General features: G+C 65.0%; 21 protein-coding genes and 1 tRNA gene. 12 read left to right on the top strand and 10 right to left on the bottom strand.

Annotation, left to right across the window (positions count from 1 at the left end):
* Positions 1-72: 72 nt before the first annotated feature.
* From GQY20_RS01465 to GQY20_RS01435, 7 genes are all read right to left on the bottom strand, one after another.
* Complete coding sequence (locus tag GQY20_RS01465) at positions 73-1,353, bottom strand: MgtC/SapB family protein (RefSeq protein ID WP_157215262.1); 1,281 nt, start codon at positions 1,351-1,353, stop codon at positions 73-75.
* A 165-nt stretch (positions 1,354-1,518) separates the two neighbouring features.
* Positions 1,519-1,857, bottom strand: coding sequence for a TraR/DksA family transcriptional regulator (locus GQY20_RS01460; RefSeq protein WP_157215261.1), 339 nt, complete (start codon positions 1,855-1,857; stop codon positions 1,519-1,521).
* Positions 1,857-2,102 carry a hypothetical protein gene (locus GQY20_RS01455; RefSeq protein WP_157215260.1) on the bottom strand — a complete coding sequence of 82 codons (246 nt, stop codon included), beginning with the start codon at positions 2,100-2,102 and terminating at the stop codon, positions 1,857-1,859. The genes GQY20_RS01460 and GQY20_RS01455 overlap by 1 nt, the downstream gene beginning before the upstream one ends.
* Before the next feature lie 80 nt (positions 2,103-2,182).
* Complete coding sequence (locus tag GQY20_RS01450; protein ID WP_157215259.1) at positions 2,183-3,814, bottom strand: MBL fold metallo-hydrolase; 1,632 nt, start codon at positions 3,812-3,814, stop codon at positions 2,183-2,185.
* Positions 3,815-3,905: 91 nt separating this feature from the next.
* A complete protein-coding gene (locus GQY20_RS01445) occupies positions 3,906-4,409 on the bottom strand; it encodes a hypothetical protein (protein WP_157215258.1) in 504 nt (167 codons plus the stop codon).
* A gap of 31 nt (positions 4,410-4,440) precedes the next feature.
* Positions 4,441-5,277, bottom strand: a complete 837-nt coding sequence (locus tag GQY20_RS01440) for a universal stress protein (protein WP_157215257.1) — start codon at positions 5,275-5,277, stop codon at positions 4,441-4,443.
* 222 nt (positions 5,278-5,499) lie between these two features.
* Positions 5,500-5,592: transfer RNA gene (locus GQY20_RS01435), tRNA-Ser, on the bottom strand.
* 172 nt (positions 5,593-5,764) lie between these two features.
* On the opposite strand from GQY20_RS01435, the gene GQY20_RS01430 reads away from it, so the two are divergent.
* On the top strand, positions 5,765-6,499 hold the full coding sequence (locus tag GQY20_RS01430; protein ID WP_157215256.1) for a DUF1134 domain-containing protein: 735 nt from the start codon (positions 5,765-5,767) through the stop codon (positions 6,497-6,499).
* 6 nt (positions 6,500-6,505) lie between these two features.
* On the opposite strand, the gene GQY20_RS01425 is transcribed toward GQY20_RS01430, so the two are convergent.
* Positions 6,506-7,834, bottom strand: a complete 1,329-nt coding sequence (locus GQY20_RS01425; RefSeq protein WP_157215255.1) for a dihydroorotase — start codon at positions 7,832-7,834, stop codon at positions 6,506-6,508.
* Between the two features lie 113 nt (positions 7,835-7,947).
* On the opposite strand from GQY20_RS01425, the gene ygfZ reads away from it, so the two are divergent.
* Positions 7,948-8,670, top strand: a complete 723-nt coding sequence (ygfZ, locus tag GQY20_RS01420) for a CAF17-like 4Fe-4S cluster assembly/insertion protein YgfZ (protein ID WP_157216100.1) — start codon at positions 7,948-7,950, stop codon at positions 8,668-8,670.
* A 210-nt stretch (positions 8,671-8,880) separates the two neighbouring features.
* A complete protein-coding gene (locus tag GQY20_RS01415; RefSeq protein ID WP_157215254.1) occupies positions 8,881-9,939 on the top strand; it encodes an SMP-30/gluconolactonase/LRE family protein in 1,059 nt (352 codons plus the stop codon).
* A 98-nt stretch (positions 9,940-10,037) separates the two neighbouring features.
* On the opposite strand, the gene acnA is transcribed toward GQY20_RS01415, so the two are convergent.
* Positions 10,038-12,722 (bottom strand): aconitate hydratase AcnA, encoded by a 2,685-nt coding sequence (gene acnA, locus GQY20_RS01410; protein ID WP_157215253.1) that lies wholly within the window; start codon positions 12,720-12,722, stop codon positions 10,038-10,040.
* A 294-nt stretch (positions 12,723-13,016) separates the two neighbouring features.
* Between acnA and GQY20_RS31895 the strand changes: the two genes are divergently transcribed.
* The gene (locus GQY20_RS31895; RefSeq protein ID WP_198350804.1) at positions 13,017-13,625 is read left to right on the top strand and encodes a hypothetical protein; all 609 of its coding nucleotides are present in this window, start codon (positions 13,017-13,019) and stop codon (positions 13,623-13,625) included.
* 220 nt (positions 13,626-13,845) lie between these two features.
* On the opposite strand, the gene GQY20_RS01400 is transcribed toward GQY20_RS31895, so the two are convergent.
* Positions 13,846-15,273, bottom strand: a complete 1,428-nt coding sequence (locus tag GQY20_RS01400; protein ID WP_157215252.1) for a helix-turn-helix domain-containing protein — start codon at positions 15,271-15,273, stop codon at positions 13,846-13,848.
* Between the two features lie 137 nt (positions 15,274-15,410).
* Between GQY20_RS01400 and GQY20_RS01395 the strand changes: the two genes are divergently transcribed.
* From GQY20_RS01395 to GQY20_RS01360, 8 genes are all read left to right on the top strand, one after another.
* Positions 15,411-16,943, top strand: a complete 1,533-nt coding sequence (locus tag GQY20_RS01395; protein WP_157215251.1) for an acyl-CoA carboxylase subunit beta — start codon at positions 15,411-15,413, stop codon at positions 16,941-16,943.
* Positions 16,944-17,005: 62 nt separating this feature from the next.
* Complete coding sequence (locus tag GQY20_RS01390) at positions 17,006-17,830, top strand: hypothetical protein (protein ID WP_157215250.1); 825 nt, start codon at positions 17,006-17,008, stop codon at positions 17,828-17,830.
* On the top strand, positions 17,827-18,270 hold the full coding sequence (mce, locus tag GQY20_RS01385; protein WP_157215249.1) for a methylmalonyl-CoA epimerase: 444 nt from the start codon (positions 17,827-17,829) through the stop codon (positions 18,268-18,270). The genes GQY20_RS01390 and mce overlap by 4 nt, the downstream gene beginning before the upstream one ends.
* Positions 18,267-19,049: an enoyl-CoA hydratase-related protein gene (locus GQY20_RS01380; RefSeq protein WP_157215248.1), complete on the top strand. Its 783-nt coding sequence runs from the start codon at positions 18,267-18,269 to the stop codon at positions 19,047-19,049. Before mce ends, GQY20_RS01380 begins: the two co-directional genes overlap by 4 nt.
* Before the next feature lie 43 nt (positions 19,050-19,092).
* Positions 19,093-19,356: a CopG family ribbon-helix-helix protein gene (locus GQY20_RS01375; protein WP_157215247.1), complete on the top strand. Its 264-nt coding sequence runs from the start codon at positions 19,093-19,095 to the stop codon at positions 19,354-19,356.
* On the top strand, positions 19,357-19,584 hold the full coding sequence (locus GQY20_RS01370) for a type II toxin-antitoxin system RelE/ParE family toxin (RefSeq protein ID WP_157215246.1): 228 nt from the start codon (positions 19,357-19,359) through the stop codon (positions 19,582-19,584). It begins immediately after the preceding gene.
* A gap of 42 nt (positions 19,585-19,626) precedes the next feature.
* Complete coding sequence (gene scpA, locus GQY20_RS01365; RefSeq protein WP_157215245.1) at positions 19,627-21,771, top strand: methylmalonyl-CoA mutase; 2,145 nt, start codon at positions 19,627-19,629, stop codon at positions 21,769-21,771.
* On the top strand, positions 21,768-22,232 hold the full coding sequence (locus GQY20_RS01360) for a hypothetical protein (RefSeq protein ID WP_157215244.1): 465 nt from the start codon (positions 21,768-21,770) through the stop codon (positions 22,230-22,232). The genes scpA and GQY20_RS01360 overlap by 4 nt, the downstream gene beginning before the upstream one ends.
* Positions 22,233-22,255 lie beyond the last annotated feature (23 nt).

Here is a 22,255-nt window from a genome sequence, read left to right as displayed (position 1 = left end):
TATCATGGCATTGCGCATGGTGCTCGAATGTCGCCGCCAGATGCGGCCGCGCCGCCGAAGCAAGATGTGCCCTCACGAGCCAGCCTGACGCAGCACGATCGGCAGCATGAGCAGGCCGGCGGCGACGCTTGCCACGAGCGGCAAAGCGGCTTGCCAGCCCCTGGTCCAGCCAGCGAGGCTGATCGCCGCTCCTGCCTTGAAGAGCGTGTTGAGCATGACGGGCGCTGCGAGCACGAGGCCTGCGGTTCGCGCATCAAGTGTTCCGGACGGCAACCCGCCCATGGTGATGATGGCGGAATCGACGTCGACTATGCCGGATAGGGCAAGCACGGTCGCAAGCCCGGCATCGCCGAACTTACGCAACACCCAGCGCAAGACCAGCGAGAGTACCATCACCAGCGCCATCAGGGTGAGGGCTGGCAGGATGTCGAATGGGTTGCGTACCGCGACTTCCTCGGTCGGCCGGGCCGGACGCCGCATCGCAATGCGCAGGTGCCAGAGCGCCGCCAGCGCACTCACGAGCGCGGCGGGAACGACAAGCAGCGCTAGCGTGGGAAATGCAAAGGGTGTGAGCACCGCCACCAGGACGAGTACGCGCAGAAACATGACCGTCGAGGCGGTTGCGATTCCGGCGATGAGAATGGGAGCGCTCTCGTCGATATTGCGTAGCTTGGTGGCCAGGGCCGCCGTCACCGCGGTCGACGAAACCATTGCTCCGGCACCCGCCGTCGCGATCGTGCCGCGCGATGCCCCCAACCGCTTGCTGGCAACATAGCCGGCAAACGAGAAGCCCGACACCATCACGACGACCATCCATAGCTGACGCGGGTTCCAGGCATCGAAGGGGCCATAGGTACGATCTGGAAGCAGCGGCAGGATAACCATGGCTATCAGGGCGAACCGCGCGATCGCGTTCACTTCGGCTTCGCTCAACCTCTCGACCCAGCCGTGAAGCTGCGGGCGCAAGGCCAGTACCAAGGTGATCACGACAGCGATGATCGTGGCGAGCATCGCTTGCTGGGTCGTCGCAAGATACCCGCAGCCGAGGGTCAGCAGGCCCACCAAACTCGCTGTCCCACTGACCTTGCCACTACGCCGCGCTAACTCTGCATAACCAAGCAGGATCAGGATGGCCGCTCCTGCGAGGATGATGGTTGCGACAATGCTGTCGCCTGAATGCATGGCACCGGCCATGCCACCTGCCAGCCCGAGCAGACCGAATGTGCGAATGCCTGCGAAGCGGGAGCCCGGCTGCTCTTTACGCAACGTCCATCCGCGCTGGACGCCGATCAGCAGGCCAAGGGCGAGCGAGAGGCCAATCGCTCCGATCGCGTCAATGCTGGTGGCCCCCAATCAATCTCTCCACTGTTGCCGTTCCCCGACCTCAGGGGGGCCGTGTTCATCTATCATCGATCATGTCGAGCGCGCGCCGTTTTGAGGAAACGCAGGTTATCGGGGGCCGTACGAAATTGAAAACATCCTTGCGCTGGCAAAGCACTTCCGCGCTCCGGTCTTCCTTCACGGCCTGGCGATATGGCGCGCGCTGGCACAGCTGATGCACTCCGCAGCCGCGGGCAATGCGTTCAGCCGCTCGGCCGCAATGACATCGCCGCAACTTGTGCAGATTCCGTAGCCGCCCGCGTCAAGCCGAGCGATGGCGTTCCTGGTCAGCTCGATCTCGGCGAGCGTCGAGCTTTCCAAAGTGTCCAGCGCCTGGTCATCCTCCCGATCGACCGCCTGTTCGGCAAAGTCGTCGTCGAGCGGTCGGTCCAGTTCGGCTTCGATACGCCCAACCTGCGACATCAACGTGGCAAGTCTCTCCGTTAAATGGCTACGAGCCTCTTTCTTGTCCGGCATCAGCCCACCTTCCTGTCGGCGATCATGGTTGCAATCTCGTCGGGCAGAACGAAACGTTGCTTCTTCAGTGTCTCCTGACGGATGATCGGCGGCATGCGCATGCGGCGAATCGTGAGGAGAAGCCCTTGGTAATTCTTGACGAATGTGCGGTGGATCGACCGCGCCTCGGTGCATTGCGCAACCTGGCCAAGGAGCCGATGCGCGCACGCTCGCTTGAGCAGATAGGGAATTTCCAACTTGTCCATGGGTCACCTCCGCACGAACACGGTGGCGCCCATCCGATACGGAGTCGTTACGGGATTCTCCGGACCCTCACCCGTCCAGATCAGCCGATGGCCGCAGGGAGATTTCCGTGGCCGTGGCGTCGAACCGACTGTTCCGCGCGCGCATGCTTGTAGCTTTCGAGCACCGCTCGCATGTCGGCGACGGCATGCTCGCGAGCCCTTGTGTCGCTGATTTGCGCGAGCTCTCGTTTCAGCTTGGTGGCGAAATCGGCATAGCTGTTTTGCCAGTCGGGTCCGATCACGTCCTGAAGTTTCGGATCGGCGGTCCTGGTTCGCGCGGCGGGCTTCGCCGGCGCAAGGTGATAGGCCTCTCCGATCTCTGGCACGAGAATCGAGGGTGCGATCTGCCTGGTTTGGGCGAGCTGGCGCAGCGTTTCGATCGACAAGGCTTCGCCATGGCCGAGGAAGACGCTGCCGCCAACAGGACGGCGAGCCTCCATCCAGGCGAGCAGGCCATCCTGGTCGGCATGCGCGGAGTAGGTCTCGATATGGCGAATCTGCGCCCGCACAACGATGTCCTCGCCCCAGATACGCACGCGCTCGGCGCCTTCGAGGATCACCCGGCCCAGCGTTCCCTCGGCCTGGAAGCCGACGAACAATATCGTCGCTTCCCGCTTGAACAGATTGTGCTTGAGGTGGTGCCGGATGCGGCCCGCCTCACACATCCCCGACGCGGCCAGGATGATCGCGCCCGAGACGCTGTTGAGCCGGATAGACTCCGCGGTGGCATCGACGAAATGGAAGGCCGTGTTGCGGAAGATGTTTTCGCCGTTCGTATCTTCCAGTGTGTCCGCATATTTCGCGAAGACGCTCGTGGCCCTGTTGGCCAGGGGTGAATCCACGAAGATGGGCACGGACCGGATACGCTTCGCGTCGATCAGCGCGGCCATGTCGAGCAGCAGTTCCTGCGTCCGTTCGAGCGCGAACACAGGGATGATAAGGTTTCCGCCGCGGGCCAGCGCCTGGGTGATTTCCTCCTCCAGCAGGGCGCGGCGATCGACGATCGTCAGGTCTTCCCGCTTGCGGTCTCCATAGGTGGACTCGCAGATGACATGATCGAAGCCGGCGGGACTCTCGGGGTCGGGGTGGAAGGCCTTGTGCTCAGGCCCTATGTCGCCTGAGCAGAGGATATGGGTGCCATCGACCTGCAGCTCGACCGAAACCGATCCCAATATGTGCCCGGCGTTCCAAAGGCGCGCCTTGAAATCGGGAACGGGTTCAAACCATTCTTCGAGCGCTACCGGTCGCGTCTGTCGCCAAGCAGCCATCGCGTCCTGCTCGGTGTATATCGGCTCGATGTCCGGCAGGTCGGCGCGATCCTTGCGCCGGTTGCGCCGGGCGGCGTCGCTCTCCTGGATGCGCCCGGCATCGGCGAGCATGAATTCGAGCAGTGCGGCGGTCGGCTCGGTGCACCAGATGTCGCCGGTAAAGCCTTCGGCCACCAGCCGAGGCAGCAAACCGCTGTGGTCGATATGCGCGTGCGTGAGGATGACGGCATCGACATGGCGTGCGTCGAACGCGAATGCGCTGCGGTTCAACGTCTCCAGCGTACGCGAGCCTTGGAAGAGGCCACAGTCCACGAGGACGCGCTTTCCCCGATGTGTGAACTCCATGCAGGAGCCAGTGACCGTGCGCGCGGCTCCGTGAAAGGCGAGCGTGAGTTTCTCGGTCATGCTGCCACGCTGCTGCTCAGGTCCATGGAACACCGCTAGGTCGAACCAGCGAGCCCGACACTTGGTATGTATACTTATCCTGGACCTTATCTCAGGCCGGCCCGGTCGCTGTGGATAGAACGGCCCTTTTCACTGGCATCGAAATGCTGAGCTTCACGCCGAAATATCCGCGATCATCAGGCCCACGGTCCCAACCTCCCATCACCTTTGCCTTGCAAGTGACCGGCTTGCCCTCCGGATTGAGCCGCAGGATCGCCGGCCGAAGGTCGGCCGATATCTCGGATGGAACCCAGCCCACCGCGCGGTGGTCGATCATCACGCCGAGCGCATTTGGATCGCGCGAATTATCGTCGAAGACGAGCTGGGCCGGAAAATGACAATTATGCCCCTCTTCGCAACGTCCGCCGGTCAGAGCGCTCAGATTGTCCTGCCATTGCATCTCGCCGACCAGATCAACATTGAATCCATGGGCGGCGCCGAGCGGCAAGACGCCGCGCTCGAACCACCAACATCCCGTGCCGTCATAATTGGCCGGAAAGTGCGGCTGCCCCGCCGTGCGGTGAGGTCTGGCAAAAAGCGCTTTGAACAGGGTCACCGCTCGTCTCCAGGCCAGCTTTCAGCCGTCATCAATGCGATAATATGATGGGAAGATCCGGTGATGCCAGGACGGAGCGAGTCGCGCCGCCAAGGACAAACTCACGGGCGCGCGAATGGCCGTAGGCGCCCATCACCAGAAGGTCAGTTCCCGAAGCCTTGCAATCCGCCAGCAGCGCCGTGCCGGCATCGCGGCCATCGGCGGGAATATCGACCGCTTCCGCTTCGATCCCATGGCACGCAAGATTGCGGCAGATATCCGCAGCGGAACCCGACATTGTCTTATCGTTATCACCCGACACCCAGGCCACACGCACCGTCTTGGCGAGGCTGCAGAATGGGAGCGCATCGGCCAAGGCGCGGGCGGCCGCACGGCTACCATCCCAGGCGACAGTAACGATGTCGAGCCGATGTCCACCGCCGCCACTTCGCGGCAGCAGGTAGATCGGCCTCCCGGACTCGAACACAAGGTCTTGAACCACGAACGCGATATCGAGCCCTTCATCGATGGGCACGACAGTGATGTCGTGAGACCGCGCGCGTTTCGTCAGTTCGCGGGACATGGCGAACTCCGTGCACTCGATCAGGGTCTGTTCACCACGGGATTGGGCCGGAATTCGCGTGGTCATTTCATCCAGAAGATGTCGTGCGCTTTCCCGGCTCTTGGCATTTTCCTCCGCGATCAGTGTGTTGGCATGCACCAGCTTGTCGGCAAGCCAGTTCGATACGCGGGGGATGACGATCTGACAGACCACACCGGACAGTCGAGCATCGAGCGTTGTGGCAAGGGATATTGCCGCATCGATCGACCAGCGCGGCGAGTGCTCTGGCGCACTGCGAAGCTGCAGTAGAATGTCGTGAATGCCCATGTGAAAACTCTCCCGCTGAAGGGATATTAGGCTCACTTGGAATCCTGGGAGATGCGTAGATTCCCGGACGCTTTCCCATTGCCAGGCGCGCCGGCCGTGCGGCTCGTCTCAGAATTTGATCGGGTGGTCGCAGCGGTTCGCAGAAATCCGCCTCATAAACCCGGACGGAGACCCGGACGAACCAACAAAAACCAGAAAAAATCTAATGATTTCAACTGGTTTTGGCGGAGACGGAGGGATTCGAACCCTCGGTACGGGTAATCCCCGTACGGCGGTTTAGCAAACCGCTGGTTTCAGCCACTCACCCACGTCTCCGGGAAGGCCGGTCGGGCGGCTATAGCGAGGCGTTGGCGCGGGATCAACTCGCCCTTTTCGAACTTTCCGCAGCCGTCCGGCTCAAGATCGACTCGGGTCATCGCGGCGTTCATTGATGCGACAGGTGCTCGGGGCTTAACCAAGCCGATCACGGTCGCGGGGGTTTGTCGGCATGTCGTCATCTTGGTTCGTTAACGCTATCGCCCTGGGGACGAGTTTCGCGCTGATCGCCGCCCCCGCCACGGCGCAGGTGCGCACGGTGGATCCCAATAGCGCTGCGCAGAGCGATTTCGCTCCGCCGCCGGCGTCCGATTCGGGCTACGGCACCACCATGCCGGCGGAGAACGGCCCGCCGCCGGGGCCGTCGCTGCAGACTGACGCAGCCGGCGCGGCCTCCTCGTCGACCGCGGCGACCAGCGGCAACAAGACCTATCAGCAGGGCGACGTGCTCGATGCCGCCGAAGGCGTGTTCGGCAAGGGCGCCGAAGGCCTCGCCAAGCTGCTCCAGAAGATCCTGCGCGAGCAGGGCGAGCCCAACGGCTACATTGCCGGACGCGAAGCGGGCGGCGCGGTGGTCGTCGGCCTGCGTTACGGCTCGGGTACGCTGCACCACAAGATCGAGGGCGACATGCCGGTCTACTGGACGGGCCCGTCGCTCGGCTTCGATCTCGGCGCGAACGGCGCGAAGACGTTCGTGCTCGTCTACAATCTCTACGACAGTGCCGAACTGTTCCACCGTTTCCCGGCCGCTGAAGGCAATGTCTACGTCGTCGGCGGCTTTACCGCGAGCTATTTGCGGCGCGGCGACGTGGTGCTCATCCCGATCCGGCTGGGCGTCGGCTGGCGGCTGGGCGCCAATGTCGGCTATATGAAGTTCACCCGCACGTCGAAGTGGATGCCGCTGTAACGGCCGCTAAGGCTGGTATGTCGCCGCGAACCGCACCGGGCGGCCCGAGGCCTGGTTGGCGAGCTGGGCTTCCCACATCACGCGCCGGCCGCGGATGATCGTGCCGACCGGCTTGCCGGTGAGCCGCATGCCCGTGAAAGGCGACCAGCCACAGCGCGAGGCCAGCCAGCTTTCCTCCACCGTCCATTCGGCCTTGAGGTCGACGATGGTGAAATCGGCGTCATAGCCTGCGGCGATGCGGCCCTTGCCGACCAGGTCGAACACACGCTGCGGCCCGGCCGAGGTGAGCTCGATCAGCCGCTGGAGGCTGAGCCGTCCCTTGGCGACATGATCCAGCATCAGCGGCAAGAGGGTCTGCACGCCGGGCATGCCGCTCGGCGAGGCAGGATAGGGCTTGGCCTTCTCGTCCTTCGTGTGCGGCGCATGATCCGATCCGAGCACGTCCGGCACGCCCTGATTGAGCCAGTGCCACAACCCGTCGCGATGCGCGCCCGAGCGGATTGGCGGGTTCATCTGTGCGTAGCTGCCGAGCCGCGGATACGCATCCTCACCCGCCAGGGTCAGATGCTGCGGCGTCACCTCGCAGGTCGCTATGTCCTTGTGCCCGGCAATATATTCGAGCTCGGCCGGCGTGGTCACGTGGAGGATGTGGATGCGCCGTCCGGTCTTGCGGGCCAGCGCGATGATCCGCCGGGTGGCCAGCATCGCACTTTCGTCGTCGCGCCACACGGGGTGGGACGAGGGATCGCCTTCGATCCGCTCGGCCAGCCGCGCCTGCATGCGCGCCTCGTCCTCGGCATGGATCGCCACGCGCCGGCGGCCCGAGCGCAGCACCCGTTCCAGCTCGGCATCTTCCGAGACGAGCAGGTCGCCGGTCGAAGCGCCCATGAAGATCTTCACGCCCGCAGCACCGGGCAGCATCTCGAACTCCGCCAGCGCCTCGGCATTGGCCGAGGTGGCGCCGACATAGAAGGCATGATCGCACCACATCCGATCGCGCGCGCGTACCAGCTTATGGTTCAGCGCGTCGGCGCTGTCGGTATTGGGCTTGGTGTTCGGCATTTCGAACACCGCCGTGACGCCGCCCAGCACGGCGGCGCGGCTGCCGGATTCGAGATCCTCCTTCGCCTCCAGGCCCGGCTCGCGGAAATGCACCTGGCTGTCGATCACGCCGGGCAGGACGGTGAGGCCGGTGCAATCGATCGTCTCGCCGGCATCGCCGGGCACGCCGATCTCCGCGATCCTGCCGTCGCGAACGCCGACATCGGCGGTAACCGGCCCGCCGGGAGTCCAGACGGTGCCGTTGCGGAGCAGGAGGTCATAGCTGTGCGTCATGTCGACTCCGATCGATGGCCAGAAAGGGCGCCGGCCGTCCCATGCCGCAAGCGGACGCCGATGGCGAGCCCGGCGGGCTTGTTCGGCCCTGCGGCCCGCCCTATCTGCCCCTCATGAGCGGAACCACCCTTGCCGATCGCGCCCTGATCCGTCTGTCCGGCGAGGATGTCCGTGGTTTCCTCCAGGGCCTCGTCACCAACGACGTCGCCGGCGACCTGCCGGTCTGGGCGGGGCTGCTGACCGCCCAGGGCAAGGCGCTGTTCGATTTCCTGATCTGGGCCGACGGCGCCGATATCCTCATCGATTGCGAGGCGACACAGGCCGACGCGCTCGCCCGGCGGCTCACCCTCTATCGGCTGCGCCGGGCGATCACCATCGCGCGCGACGAGAGCCTGGCCGTGCACTGGGCGAAGGAGGGCGAGCTGGGCGTCTCCGATCCGCGCCTGCCCGCGCTCGGCCGCCGCTGGATCGCGCCGCCGGCCCCCCCGACCGAGGGCTGGCGGGCGCATCGCCTGTCGCTCGGCGTCACCGAGGGCGTGTCCGAGCTGGGCGCGGACAAGACGCTGTGGCTGGAGGCGAACGCGGTCGAGCTCAATGGCGTCAGCTTCGCCAAGGGCTGCTATGTCGGCCAGGAGAACACCGCCCGGATGAACTGGCGGCAGAAGGTGAATCGCCGCCTGGTGGTGCTGCGCGCCGACGAGGATCCGGGCGAGGCGGCAAGCATCTGGTATACCGACCTCGGCCTCGCCGTCGCACGGCGGCGGAGCGAGGAGATCGCCACCGATCCGGCCATCATCCTGCCCGCCTGGCTGAGCGACGCTTTGACCGCGGGCTGATTCGGGCTAGCTTTCCTGCGGGACAGGGAGGGGCAATGCGCGCATCTCGGCAGTTGCACCATTTCCGACCGTCATCCTGACGAGAGTCAGGATCCAATAGCCGCAGCGTTGCATCTCATCGGCACCGCTGCGGCGAATGGATCCCGGATCAAGTCCGGGATGACGAAGGATAAGGCGATGTGCGCCCCACCGAACAGGGGAGAGGGACAGATGATCCGTTTTCGTGCCGCGCTCACGGCGCTTGCGCTGCTCGCCGCCGGCACCGCCATCGGCGCGCGTCCGGCTCCGACGCCGGCCGGCATCTCCATCCGCAACGCCGAGGATCTGGCGCCGCTGCCGGGTGGCCGCTGGGTGATCGCGAGCAGCATGGCGGGGCCTTCAGGATCGGGTGCGCTCTACGCCGTCGACGCCGCCACCGGGCGCAGCGTGCGCCTCTATCCCGATTCCCGCGATCCGCGCGAGCATGAGACGCCAGCCTGCGGGCGCGGGGTCGAGCCTTCCGCCTTCGCGCCGCACGGCCTCGCCTTCTGGCCGGTCTCGCGCGGCGGCGGCACGCTCTACGTGGTCAACCATGGCGAGCGGGAATCGATCGAGATCTTCACCATCCTGCCGGGGCGCACGCCAGCCTCGCCGCCTTATATCCGCTGGGAGGACTGCACCCGCGCCCCGAAGGAGCAGATGCAGAACAGCGTCGCCGTCACCGCGGGCGGCACGCTCTATGTCACGCTGACGCCCGACTATCGGCAGGGCAGCGATCTCGAGGATCATGCCGAGAATGCCGTGGGCGCGGTCTGGTCCTGGCATCCGACCCGCGGCTGGCGGCCGGTGCCGGGCAGCGAGATGGCCGGTCCCAACGGCATCGTCGCGACGCCGGACGGCCGCCGCCTCTATGTCAGCAGCTGGCCGAAGCGCGAGATCGTCGAGCTGACCTTGGGGCCGGACGGGACGAGCCGGCGGACGTTGGATGTCGATTTCCTGCCCGACAATCTGCGCTGGGCCGGCGACGGCACGATCCTCGCGGCGGGACATCGCGGCGCCGTCTCGGATGTCGTCGACTGCTATATGTCGGCGAAGGGCGATTGCGCGCTGCCCTCCACGGTGGCGGTGATCGACCCGGTGGCCTTTCGGGTACGCTGCGCCCGGCCGGTGGCGGCCTCCTTCGCGACGGTCGCGGCGCCGGTGGGAGGCGAAGTGTGGATCGGGACCGCACGGGGGAGCCGGATCACGCGGATAGCGGCGACGACGGTGAAGGGCCCGCGCTGCGGATGAGATCGATAGACCGGCTATGACCCCATCGCCCCTGCGAGGCAGGAGCGATGGCGAGCGGCGACGCTCCCAACCGGAGCGTCGCCGGCTCTCAGGTCCGATCAGGCGGCGAGCTTGCGCAGCACATATTGCAGGATGCCGCCGTTCAGGAAATATTCGAGCTCGTTGACCGTATCGATACGGCACCGCGTCTCGAACGTCTCGCTGCTGCCGTCGGCGCGGGTCAGCGTCACATGCACTGTCTGGCGCGGACGCAGCTCGGCGACATTCTCGATGGTGAAGGTCTCGGTGCCGTCGAGCTTCAGCGTCTTGCGGTCGACGCCTTCGGCGAACTGCAGCGGCAGCACGCCCATGCCGACCAGGTTCGAGCGGTGGATGCGCTCGAAGCTCTCGGCGATCACGGCGCGCACGCCGAGCAGGTTGGTGCCCTTCGCCGCCCAGTCGCGCGACGAGCCGGTGCCATATTCCTTGCCCGCGACGACGACCAGCGGCGTTCCGTCCGCCTTGTACTTCATCGCCGCGTCATAGATCGCCAGCACCTCGCCGGTCGGCACATATTTGGTCATGCCGCCTTCGATGCCGGGGATCATCTCGTTCCTGATGCGGATATTGGCGAAGGTGCCGCGCATCATCACGTCATGGTTGCCGCGGCGCGCGCCATAGCTGTTGAAGTCGGCCTTGCTGACCTGATGCTCCATCAGATATCGGCCGGCCGGGCTGTCGACCTTGATCGAGCCTGCAGGCGAGATGTGGTCGGTGGTGATCGAATCCGCGAAGATGGCGAGCGGACGCGCATCGCGAATGTCGGTCACCGGTGCCGGCGTCATCTCCATGCCCTCGAAATAGGGCGGGTTGGCGACATAGGTGGAGCCGGCGCGCCACGTATAGGTGTCCGAGCCCTCGACGTCGATCGCCTGCCAGTGCTTGTCGCCCTGGAAGACATTGGCGTAGCGGTTCGAGAACATCGCGCTGTCGATCGCCGAGGCGACGGTGTTGGCGACCTCCGCGGTGCTCGGCCAGATGTCCTTCAGATAGACCGGCTTGCCCTCGCTGCTCTCGCCGATCGGCTCCTCGGTGATGTCCTTCGCGGTCGTGCCGAACAGCGAATAGGCGACCACCAGCGGCGGCGAGGCGAGATAGTTGGCGCGCACGTCGGGCGACACGCGGCCCTCGAAGTTGCGGTTGCCCGAGAGCACCGCCGAGGCGACGAGGTCGTTGCCGTTGATCGCCTTGGAGATCGGATCCGGCAGCGGGCCCGAATTGCCGATGCAGGTGGTGCAGCCATAGCCGACCAGGTTGAAGCCGATCGCGTCGAGATCCGTCTGCAGGCCCGACTTGGTAAGATAGTCGGTCACCACCTGCGATCCGGGCGCGAGGCTGGTCTTCACCCAGGGCTTGGCCTTGAGGCCGAGCGCATTGGCCTTGCGCGCCACCAGGCCCGCGGCGACCAGCACCGAGGGGTTGGAGGTGTTGGTGCAGCTCGTGATCGCGGCGATCACGACGTCGCCATGTCCGAGATCGAAATCCTTGCCCTCGACGGGCACGCGCTTGTCGGCCTCGTCACCCTTCTTGTAGCCCGAGGCGAGTTCATTGTTGAAGCCCTCGTCGACATGGCCGAGCAGCACGCGGTCCTGCGGGCGCTTCGGGCCGGCGAGCGAGGGTTGGACTGTGCTCATGTCGAGGTTCAGCGTGTCGGTGAACACCGGGTCCGGCGCGGTCGCGTCGCGCCAGAAGCCCTGCGTCTTCGCATAGGTTTCGACCAGCGCGATCGCCTCGGCACTGCGGCCGGTGAGCCGCATATAGGTGAGCGTCGCGTCGTCGATCGGGAAGAAGCCGCAGGTGGCGCCATATTCCGGGGCCATGTTGGCGATGGTCGCGCGGTCGGCGAGGCTCAGCGCATCGAGGCCGGGGCCGTAGAATTCGACGAAGCGGCCGACCACGCCCTTGGCGCGGAGCATCTGCGTGACAGTGAGCACCAGGTCGGTCGCGGTAACGCCTTCAGGCAGCGTGCCCGAGAGCTTGAAGCCGACCACTTCGGGGATGAGCATGCTGACCGGCTGGCCCAGCATCGCGGCCTCGGCCTCGATGCCGCCCACGCCCCAGCCCAGCACGCCGAGGCCGTTGACCATCGTGGTATGGCTGTCGGTGCCGACGCAGGTATCGGGATAGGCGACGGCTGCGCCCGAATCATCGACGGAGTGCCACACCGCCTGGGCGATATGCTCCAGATTCACCTGGTGGCAGATGCCGGTGCCCGGCGGAACCACCTTGAAGTTGTTCAGCGCCTTGGAGCCCCATCGCAGGAACTCGTACCGCTCGCCGTTGCGCGCATATTCGAGCTCGACATTCTCCTGGAAGGCGTTCGGCGTGCCGAAGCTGTCGACCATCACCGAGTGATCGATGACGAGATGGACGGGCACCAGCGGATTGATCTTCTGCGCGTCGCCGCCGAGCTTGCTGATCGCATCCCGCATCGCGGCCAGATCGACGACGCAGGGCACGCCGGTGAAATCCTGCATCAGCACGCGAGCCGGGCGATACTGGATCTCGCGCTCGGACGTACGGTCCTTCTGCCAGTCGACGATTGCCTGGATGTCCTCGACGGTGACGGTCACGCCATCCTCGAAACGCAGCAGATTTTCCAGCAGCACCTTCATCGAGAAAGGCAGGCGGGAGATGTCGCCCAGCTTCTGCGCCGCGGCCGGCAGAGAATAATAGGCATAAGGCTTGCCACCGACGTCCAGGGTTGCGCGGGTCTCGAGTGTATCCTGTCCGACGGCGGTCATGCGGGCTTCCCCTATGCTGCGTATGTCAAGAGTCACGCGCGCTATAGCGAGGGGCTGCTGCAAGGGAAAGGGTAGCACCGGCCAGTCACGCTGCGAGGCGATCTTACGAAAGCCGGCTTGGCTGCGGCGGCACGAGGCTGCTCGCCCCAGCTTTGTGAGGGCCGCATCGTTCGTGCGAAGATCCGGCGCCCACTTTTCCGCAAGATGCCCCGTCACCCAGGGAAATTCAGTCCTCATTCAAGCGTTTCATGCACACTGACAGGTCGATGGACCCTTATCGGGACTGGAAAGAAAATGCGCATTTCCCGTAAATTTGCCGTCACCGGCACCGCTCTCGCCGCTGCGCTTACCCTCGGCGGCTGCGCCTATGACGATTATGGCGGCGGTTATGGCTATGGCTCGGTCGGCGTCGGATATGGCGGCGGCTATTATGACGATTATTATGGCGGCTATCCCGGCTATGGCTGGTATAACGACTATTATTATCCGGGCTACGGCTACTGGGTATATGATCGCGGCGGCCACCGTCGGCGGATGCGCGACAATGACTGGAATCATTGGCACGGCAATCGTCCGGGCGGGCCCGGACGGCCAGGCAATCCAGGGCGGCCGGGTGGATGGCAGGGCGGCCCGGGCGGACCCGGCGGACCCGGCCATGGCGATCATGGGGGCGATCACGGCGGCGACCATGGTGGCCCGCCGCCGCCGGGCGCTCCGCAGCCGCGGCCGGGCGGTGGCCAGTGGCAGGGCGGCGGCAACGGTCGGCCGCAGCCGCCTTCGGGCTGGTATCGCAACTGGGGCGGCAACCGTGGCGGCATGCGGCCGGCGCCAGCTCCGCGCGCCACGCCGGCGCCTCCATCCGGCGGCGACAACGCACCACCGCCGCGCCGCGGCGGCCGTTGATCGAGAGCCGCTAGGACCAGAAGCCTCTCCCCCGCCGCGAGACTGCCGGATTTATGCGTCGATTTGATCGCGGTTGTTGACGTCAATCCCGACGGAAGGCGGGCTCAGCGAAGCGTCCCGCTGAGCCCGGCTGACGAAGAAGGGCAGAACCTGCAATGCCTGTGTCTCGCAGCCAGGCACCGGAGGGGAAAATCGCATCGTGGCGAGCGCCTTTCCGCCCTCACAGAACCCTGTAAGGCACGACGTCCCGCACGTCGGGATCGATCGCGATCGGCCGGTCGGCGGGCGGGAAGGCGCGCTGCTCGCAATCCGGCCGCGGGCAGAGCCGACAGGAGATGCCAATCGGCGTCGCCGCCGCCCGGCTCGCGACGTCGAGCCCGTCCGCGTAGATGAACTCGGCGGCGTGCTCGGCCTCGCAGCCGAGCGCGACGGCGTAGCGGCGCGGGCTGCGTGCATAGCTGCCGGAAGGCTTCACTAGCCCCTTGGCCATCGAGACGTAGCGGACTCCGTCGGGCGTTTCGGCCAGTTGCACGAGGATGCGGTCGGGGATGGCAACCGCCTCGTGCACGATCCACAGCGGGCAAGCGCCTCCGAAACGGGCGAACTGAAGCCGCGTCGCCGAGTGGCGCTTGGTGATGTTGCCCGCCATGTCCACCCGGCAGAAGAAGAAGGGGATGCCGCGCGAATCCGGTCTCTGCAGCGTGGACAGCCGATGGCAGGCCTGCTCGAAGCTGACGCCGAAACGCTGGCAGAGCCGGTCGATATCGTGCCGCATCGCACGCGCGGCCGCGCGGAAGCGTTCATAAGGCATCAGCAACGCCCCCGCCGCATGATTGGCGAGGCCGACCGAAAGCAGCCGCCGTGCCTCAGGCGTGCGCAGCGGTGCATGAGTAGCGAGATCGGCGATCACCGGCTCGACTTCGACCGCCATGAGCTGATGGGCGATCAGGAAGCGCCGGCTTTCCGGCGGCAGCGCGCGATCGACCACCAGCCGCCGCGCGGCGCGTTCGAAGGTGCGGAGGGGCGCGCGCGCCTCCTCATGGCCTGCCAGCGCCACCGTGATGCCGTGCGCCTCCTGCAGATGCGCCGCAAGGATTGCCTCGGACGGGCCGTCCGCATCACAGAGCCGCGCCGCCAGCACCTCCGCCGCGCGATCGATCGCATCGACATAATTGCCCTCGTCGTGAAACCAGTCGCGCACCTCCTCCCACGGCAGCCGGTCCGCGCCGGGCACACCCGAGGATATGGCGTCGTCGACGATCTGCAGCCGCTCCTCGCTGCGCCGATAGGCGGCATGCAGCTGCACGAAGCGATCGGCAAGCGCCGGCTGCTGCTCCACCGCGCGATAGAGGGTCTCGAGTGGAATCGGCGGATCGGCGAACAGCGGATCGGCCGCCGCCGCGCGGATCGCCGCGATGCGCTGCGTGGCGTCATTCGCCTCGAACAGCCGCCAGTCCAGCGGGAAGGCGGCGCTCAGCGCTTCGATCACCTTGGCGGTGAGCGGCCGATCGCCATTCTCGAGTTGGGACAGATAGGAGACGGAGAGGCCGATGCGCTCCGCCATTGAGGCCTGGCCAAGGCCGGCACGAGCCCGCAGCCCGCGCAACTCCGCGCCGGCGAACAGGCGATGGCGGGGTGTTCGGGCCATGACGGGCCTCCTATAATTTGCAAAGACAGCCTTCGCAACTTCGCAAATTCGCATTTGCACAATCGGCCAAAGCTTGGAAAGGGGGAGTCTGGCGGCCCTCAGGGGACGGCCGCGCCGACAATAGGGAAGTGGAGCGGATGCTCTCGATTTTGCAGAAACTGGAAGACAAGCGCGCCCAGGCCAAGCTCGGCGGCGGCGAGGCCAGGATCGACTCCCAGCACAAGAAGGGCCGGCTCACCGCACGCGAGCGGCTCGACGTGCTGCTGGACGAAGGCAGCTTCGAGGAGCTCGACATGTATGTCGAGCATAACTGCGTCGATTTCGGCATGCAGGACCAGGTGATCCCGGGCGACGGCGTCGTCACCGGATCGGGCACGATCAATGGCCGCCTGGTCTATGTGTTCAGCCAGGATTTCACCGTTTTCGGCGGCTCCCTGTCCGAGCGGCACGCGCAGAAGATCTGCAAGATCATGGACATGGCGCTGAAGACCGGCGCGCCGGTGATCGGCCTCAACGATTCGGGCGGCGCCCGCATCCAGGAGGGCGTGGCGTCGCTCGGCGGCTATGCCGAGGTGTTCCAGCGCAACGTGCTCGCCTCCGGCGTGGTGCCGCAGATCAGCCTGATCATGGGCCCCTGCGCGGGCGGCGCGGTCTATTCGCCGGCGATGACCGACTTCATCTTCATGGTGAAGGATTCGTCCTACATGTTCGTCACCGGCCCGGACGTGGTGAAGACCGTCACCAACGAGGTGGTGACGCAGGAGCAGCTCGGCGGCGCGGTCAGCCACACCGCCAAGTCCGGCGTTGCCGACAATGCGTTCGAGAACGACATCGAGGCGCTGCTCGCCACCCGCGACTTCTTCGATTTCCTGCCGCTCTCCAACCGCGAGCATGTCCCGGTCCGTCCGACCGACGATCCCTGGGACCGGATCGAGGACAGCCTCGACACGCTGATCCCGGACAGCGCGAACAAGCCCTATGACATGAAGGAGCTGATCACGAAGGTCGTCGACGAGGGCGATTTCTTCGAGGTGCAGCCTTCCTACGCGGCGAACATCATCATCGGTTTCGGCCGCATCGAGGGCCGCACCGTCGGCATCGTCGCCAACCAGCCGATGGTGCTGGCCGGCGTGCTCGACATCTCCTCGGCGCGCAAGGCGGGCCGCTTCGTGCGCTTCTGCGACGCGTTCGACATTCCGATCGTCACCTTCGTCGACGTGCCGGGGTTCCTGCCGGGCACCGCGCAGGAGCATAACGGCATCATCAAGCATGGCGCCAAGCTGCTCTTCGCCTATGCCGAGGCGACCGTGCCGAAGATCACCGTGATCACCCGCAAGGCTTATGGCGGCGCCTATGACGTCATGTCCTCCAAGCATCTGCGCGGCGACTTCAACTATGCCTGGCCGACCGCGGAGATCGCGGTGATGGGCGCCAAGGGCGCGGTGGAGATCATCTTCCGCAAGGATATCGGCGATGCCGACAAGATCGCGGCGCGCACCAAGGAATATGAGGAGCGCTTCGCCAACCCGTTCGTCGCGGCGAGCAAGGGCTTCATCGACGAGGTGATCATGCCGCACTCGACCCGCAAGCGGATCGCGCTCGGCCTCCGGAAGCTCCGCAACAAGAGCCTCGAAAATCCCTGGAAGAAGCACGACAATATTCCGCTGTGACGAAACCGTCCTCTTTCCCTCGGCAAAGCCGCCACGCTGCGCGGCAATCCTAGGTATTGGTCATGGTCTACGCCGCGCCGACATCCGTATCCTTCCGTCCGCAGCCCAGGGGGCTGACGGGCGGCGCATTCGGTGCGCTTGTCCTGTTCGCGGCAAGCGGATGCCAGCAGGGTGGAGATGGGGCGGAAAACGTCAACACGTCCGAGGCAAGCCTCTCCCCGCATTCAACGCCCGGTCGGCCAACCCATGAAGCGGGGTCGAAGGGGTCGCAGGCGGAGTTGGCCGAAGCTTTCCGTGCAGCCTTTGGGAAGAGCGGTTCTGCGACGATAACGGATCACCCCGGCGGGACGACATACCGATACATGCCGGCAATGCTTGTGGAGACCAAGTTCGGCCCTGTCTTGCTGTCGGATGGTGAAGCAGTCGATTTCGGAGCCCAGACCGAAGGACGGATTGCGGCTCACTATTTGACCAGACGGAACGATACGTTCTCGATCAAGAAAGCCGATCTGAAATTTGTCCAGACCGGCATGCATGGCGCGGTCAATCACTTTTACGTCAGCGACAAGTTCGTCGATGGAAAGGTGCTTTACGCGGCAGGTAGCGGCACGAGCGCAGGGGATACCTGCGCCTGGGCAACTCTGACCGAACTTGACGAGAGCGGCCCAAAGAATCTTGGGACCATCTATCTGCACCATGATAATGAAGGCTCAGAAGAAGACGGAAGCAAGGTGATATCGACTACCGGCGAGATCGCAAATATTCGCAAAGGACAGTCATTCGATGTGATCTACAAAGGGTCCTTCCCCTTTGTCGCCCATTACATATTTTCGGATGGGCAGTTCATTCGCCAGAACCGCAACGGCAAGATGGAAAGCTGCTCATGAAACTCGGCCGTTTGAACCATATCGGCGTCGCCACGCCCTCTATCGAGGCGTCGGTCGCTTATTATCGCGACATCATGGGCGCCACCAAGATCCATGAGCCGTTCGACATGCCGGCGCAGAAGGTGAAGGTCTGCTTCGTCGACACGCCGGGCGAGAACGGCACGGCGGGCACCCAGATCGAGCTGGTCGAGCCGCTGGGCGAGGACAGCCCGATCCACGGCTTCCTCGCCAAGAACCCGGCCGGCGGCCAGCATCACATGTGCTATGAGGTGCCCGACATCCACGAGGCGAAGGCCTGGTTCGAAGGGCTCGGCAAGAAGGTGTTGGGCGAGCCGCGCATCGGCGCGCACGGCACCCTGATCTTCTTCGTCCATCCCAAGGACATGAACGGCGTGCTGACCGAGATCATGGAAACGCCGAAGCCGGGGGCCGGGCATTGAGCTACGAGACCATCCGGCTGGAGCTTGCCGAGAATGTGGCGACGCTCACGCTCAACCGGCCCGACCGGCTGAACGCGCTGACGCCGCAGCTCTTCGCCGAGACGATGGCCGCGATCGACGAGGCGGTGACCAACGGCGCCCGCGCGCTGATCCTGACCGGCGAGGGCCGCGCCTTCTGCTCGGGCGCGGATCTCACCGCGCGCGGCGAGACCGGGCTGCCCGAGGACCTCGGCCCGATCGTCGACGAATGCTATAATCCGCTGGCGCTCAAGCTCGCCAATCTCGACATCCCGGTGGTTACCGCGATCAACGGCCTCGCCGCGGGCGCGGGCTGCAGCTACGCGCTGTCCGGCGACATCAGCGTCATGGCCCGCTCGGCCTATCTGCTGCTCGCCTTCGTCAATATCGGCCTGGTGCCGGATGGCGGCGCGAGCTGGATGGTCGCCAAGGCGGTCGGGCGGGTGAAGGCGCTGGAGATGGCGCTGCTCGGCGAGCGGCTGATGGCCGAGGATGCGCTGGCCGCCGGGCTCGTCACCCGCGTCGTCGACGACGAGAAGGTGCTCGAGGAGGCGACCGCGATCGCGCGCAAGCTCGCCGCCGGACCGACGCAGGCGATCGGCCGCATCCGCAAGCAGATCGCCGCGGCGCTGACCGCCACCCTGCCGGAGACGCTCCAGATCGAGCGCGACAACCAGAGCGCCTCGGGCAAGACCGAGGACTTCAAGGAATCCATCGCCGCCTTCGCCGAGAAGCGCCCGCCGGTGTTCAAGGGCCGGTGAACATGATCTCGTCATCATCGGCGTTTCGGGCTATGGAGGCGGCATGGGCGAAGAGACCAGGGCAGTGCAGCTCCAGATCCCGGCGAAGGAGCTCGCCGAGCTGGAGCAATGGGCGCGGAACAGCGAGCGTCCGCTCGATGAGCTGCTCGGCGACGCCGTGCACACCTATGTCGAGCGCCAGCGCGCCTTCGCCGCTGCGGTCCAGGAAGGTCTCGACGACATCCGGGCGGGGCGCACGATCAGCAGCGAAGAGCTCCACGATCACATGGCCGAGGTCAAACGCCGTTTCTTCGCGCAGCGCGGCTAGGTGGCGGTCCGCTGGGCGTTCAACGCGCGCGCCGATCTCGAGCGTATCTGGCATTTTCATGCCGACCGCGATCCCGATCGGGCCGACGCCGTGGTCGCCATCATCGAGGATCGTGCCGACGCACTGGCAGTCCGCCCCCTACACCGCTCGCATCGGCGATATTCCCGGCACGCGCGAATATCTCCTCCGCGATCTCCAATATCTCCTCATCTACACGATCGACGATGATGGCATCTTCGTCGTCCGTGTCCTGAGCACGCGAGAAAGAGCATGACCGACAAGACGATCGCCGACTGGCAGACCGCTGCCGCCAAGGAGGTCAAGGGCCAGGACCTGACCTGGAACACCCCCGAGGGCATCGCGGTGAAGCCGCTCTACACCGCCGAGGATGTGGCGGGGATCGATCCGGGCCTGCCCGGCTTCGCGCCCTTCACCCGCGGCGTGCGCGCCTCCATGTATGCCGGCCGGCCGTGGACGATCCGCCAATATGCGGGCTTCTCCACCGCCGAGGCGTCCAACGCCTTCTATCATCGCAACCTCAAGGCGGGGCAGAAGGGCCTCTCGGTCGCCTTCGATCTCGCCACCCACCGCGGCTATGACAGCGATCATCCGCGCGTGACCGGCGACGTCGGCAAGGCAGGCGTGGCGATCGACACGATCGACGACATGAAGATCCTGTTCGACGGCATTCCGCTCGACAAGATGTCGGTGTCGATGACGATGAACGGCGCGGTCATCCCGATCCTCGCCTTCTTCATCGTCGCGGGCGAGGAGCAGGGCGTGTCGCAAGCCCAGCTCGACGGGACCATCCAGAACGACATCCTCAAGGAGTTCATGGTCCGCAACACCTATATCTACCCGCCCGAGCCGAGCATGCGGATCATCTCGGACATCTTCGCCTTCACCAGCGCGAACATGCCGAAATTCAACTCCATCTCCATCTCCGGCTACCATATGCAGGAAGCCGGCGCGACGCAGGTGCAGGAGCTTGCCTTCACCATCGCCGACGGCATGGAATATGTGAAATATGGCGTGGCCTCCGGCCTCGACATCGACAAGTTCGCCGGCCGCCTCTCCTTCTTCTTCGCGATCGGCATGAACTTCTTCATGGAGATCGCCAAGCTGCGCGCGGCGCGCGTACTCTGGCACCGGGTGATGACCAGGCTGGGCGCCAAGGACGAGCGCTCCAAGATGCTGCGCACCCACTGCCAGACGTCGGGCGTCTCGCTTACCGAGCAGGATCCCTACAACAACGTCATGCGCACCACGATCGAGGCGATGGCGGCGATGCTGGGCGGCACCCAGTCGCTCCACACCAACGCGCTCGACGAGGCGATCGCGCTGCCCACCGACTTCTCCGCCCGGATCGCGCGCAACACGCAGATCGTGATCCAGGAAGAGACCGGCATGACCAAGGTCGTCGATCCGCTCGGTGGCTCCTATTATGTCGAGGCGCTGACCCAGGAGCTGGTCGACAAGGCCTGGGAGATCATCGAGCGGGTCGAGGCCGAGGGCGGAATGGCCAAGGCGGTCGCCGCCGGCTGGCCCAAGGCGATGATCGAGGAAGCCGCCGCCGCCACCGCCGCGCGCATCGACCGCGGCGAGCAGGTGATCGTCGGCGTCAACAAATATCGCCTCGCCGAGGAAGCCGAGATCGAGATCCTCGATGTCGACAACCACGCCGTGCGCGAGGCGCAGATCCGCCGCATCCAGAAGGTGAAGGCCGGCCGCGACGAGGCCGCCTGCCAGGCCGCGCTCGATGCGTTGCGCGAGGGCGCCAGGGGCAAGGAGAATCTCCTCGGCCTCGCCGTCGAATGCGCGCGCAAACGCGCGACGCTGGGTGAGATCTCCGCCGCGATGGAGGATGTCTTCGGCCGTTACGGCACCAGCCCGACGCCGGTGAAGGGCATCTATGGCGGCGCCTATGGCGAGGAAGCGCGCTGGGGAAATTTGGTGGACGGCGTCAATGCGATCGCGCAGCGCAAGGGCCGCAAGCCCAAGCTGTTCGTCGCCAAGATGGGCCAGGACGGCCATGACCGCGGCGCGAACCTGGTGAGTTCGGCCTTCGGCGACCTCGGCTTCGACGTACTCGCCGGCCCGCTTTTCCAGACGCCCAAGGAAGCCGCCGAGATGGCGATCAAGGCGGATGTCGACGTGGTCGGCGCCTCCAGCCTCGCCGCCGGGCACAAGACGCTGATCCCCGAGCTGATCGGCCATCTGCGCGACGCCGGCCGGCCGGACATCAAGGTCGTCGCCGGCGGCGTCATCCCCGCGCAGGACTATCAGTTTCTCCGCGATGCCGGCGTCCAGGGCATTTTCGGCCCGGGTACCAATCTGGTCACCGCCGCCGGCGAAGTGCTACGGCTGCTCGGACACAATCTGCCCCCAGAGGGCATCGACGAGGCTGCCGAGTGAAATCTGGTATTGCCTTTATTCTGTTATTTGCCGGTCTGTGTATCGGGGAAAGTGCCAGCGCCTGTGCGCGAAGGCCACCCGCTTGGGAGATGCGGGATTATTCCGCGAGAAGCGCAGTTATAGTTCTCGGAAAATTTACAGGAATCGTCAAAGATACAGGCTTTGCCGATTCAAGTGTTCAAGGAATAATCAAGACTATTCGTGTGCTTAAGGGTATTCGGCAGCGATCTTATAGTGTGTCAAGCTCGAACGGCCCCTTCTATTGTTCAGGAATTTCCGGCGCTGGGTTTTCAGATGGCTCCATTAAAGACTTTAAGGCGATCTATTACATCAGTGAAAATGGAGACGGAACGTATAGTATCTATACGAAGGACTCCGACTATGAACAGAAACGCCCGTCTGTTGATGATTTGTTCAATAGCGACGTGAAGGCGTTTAAGAAGGCGCAGGGTCTTCAATGAAATCCTATATTTTCAACGGAGTT

Origin of the sequence: Flavisphingomonas formosensis, assembly GCF_009755815.1 — a bacterium.
Classification (GTDB): Bacteria; Pseudomonadota; Alphaproteobacteria; order Sphingomonadales; family Sphingomonadaceae; genus Flavisphingomonas; species Flavisphingomonas formosensis.
This window is presented reverse-complemented; position numbering and strand designations above follow the sequence as displayed.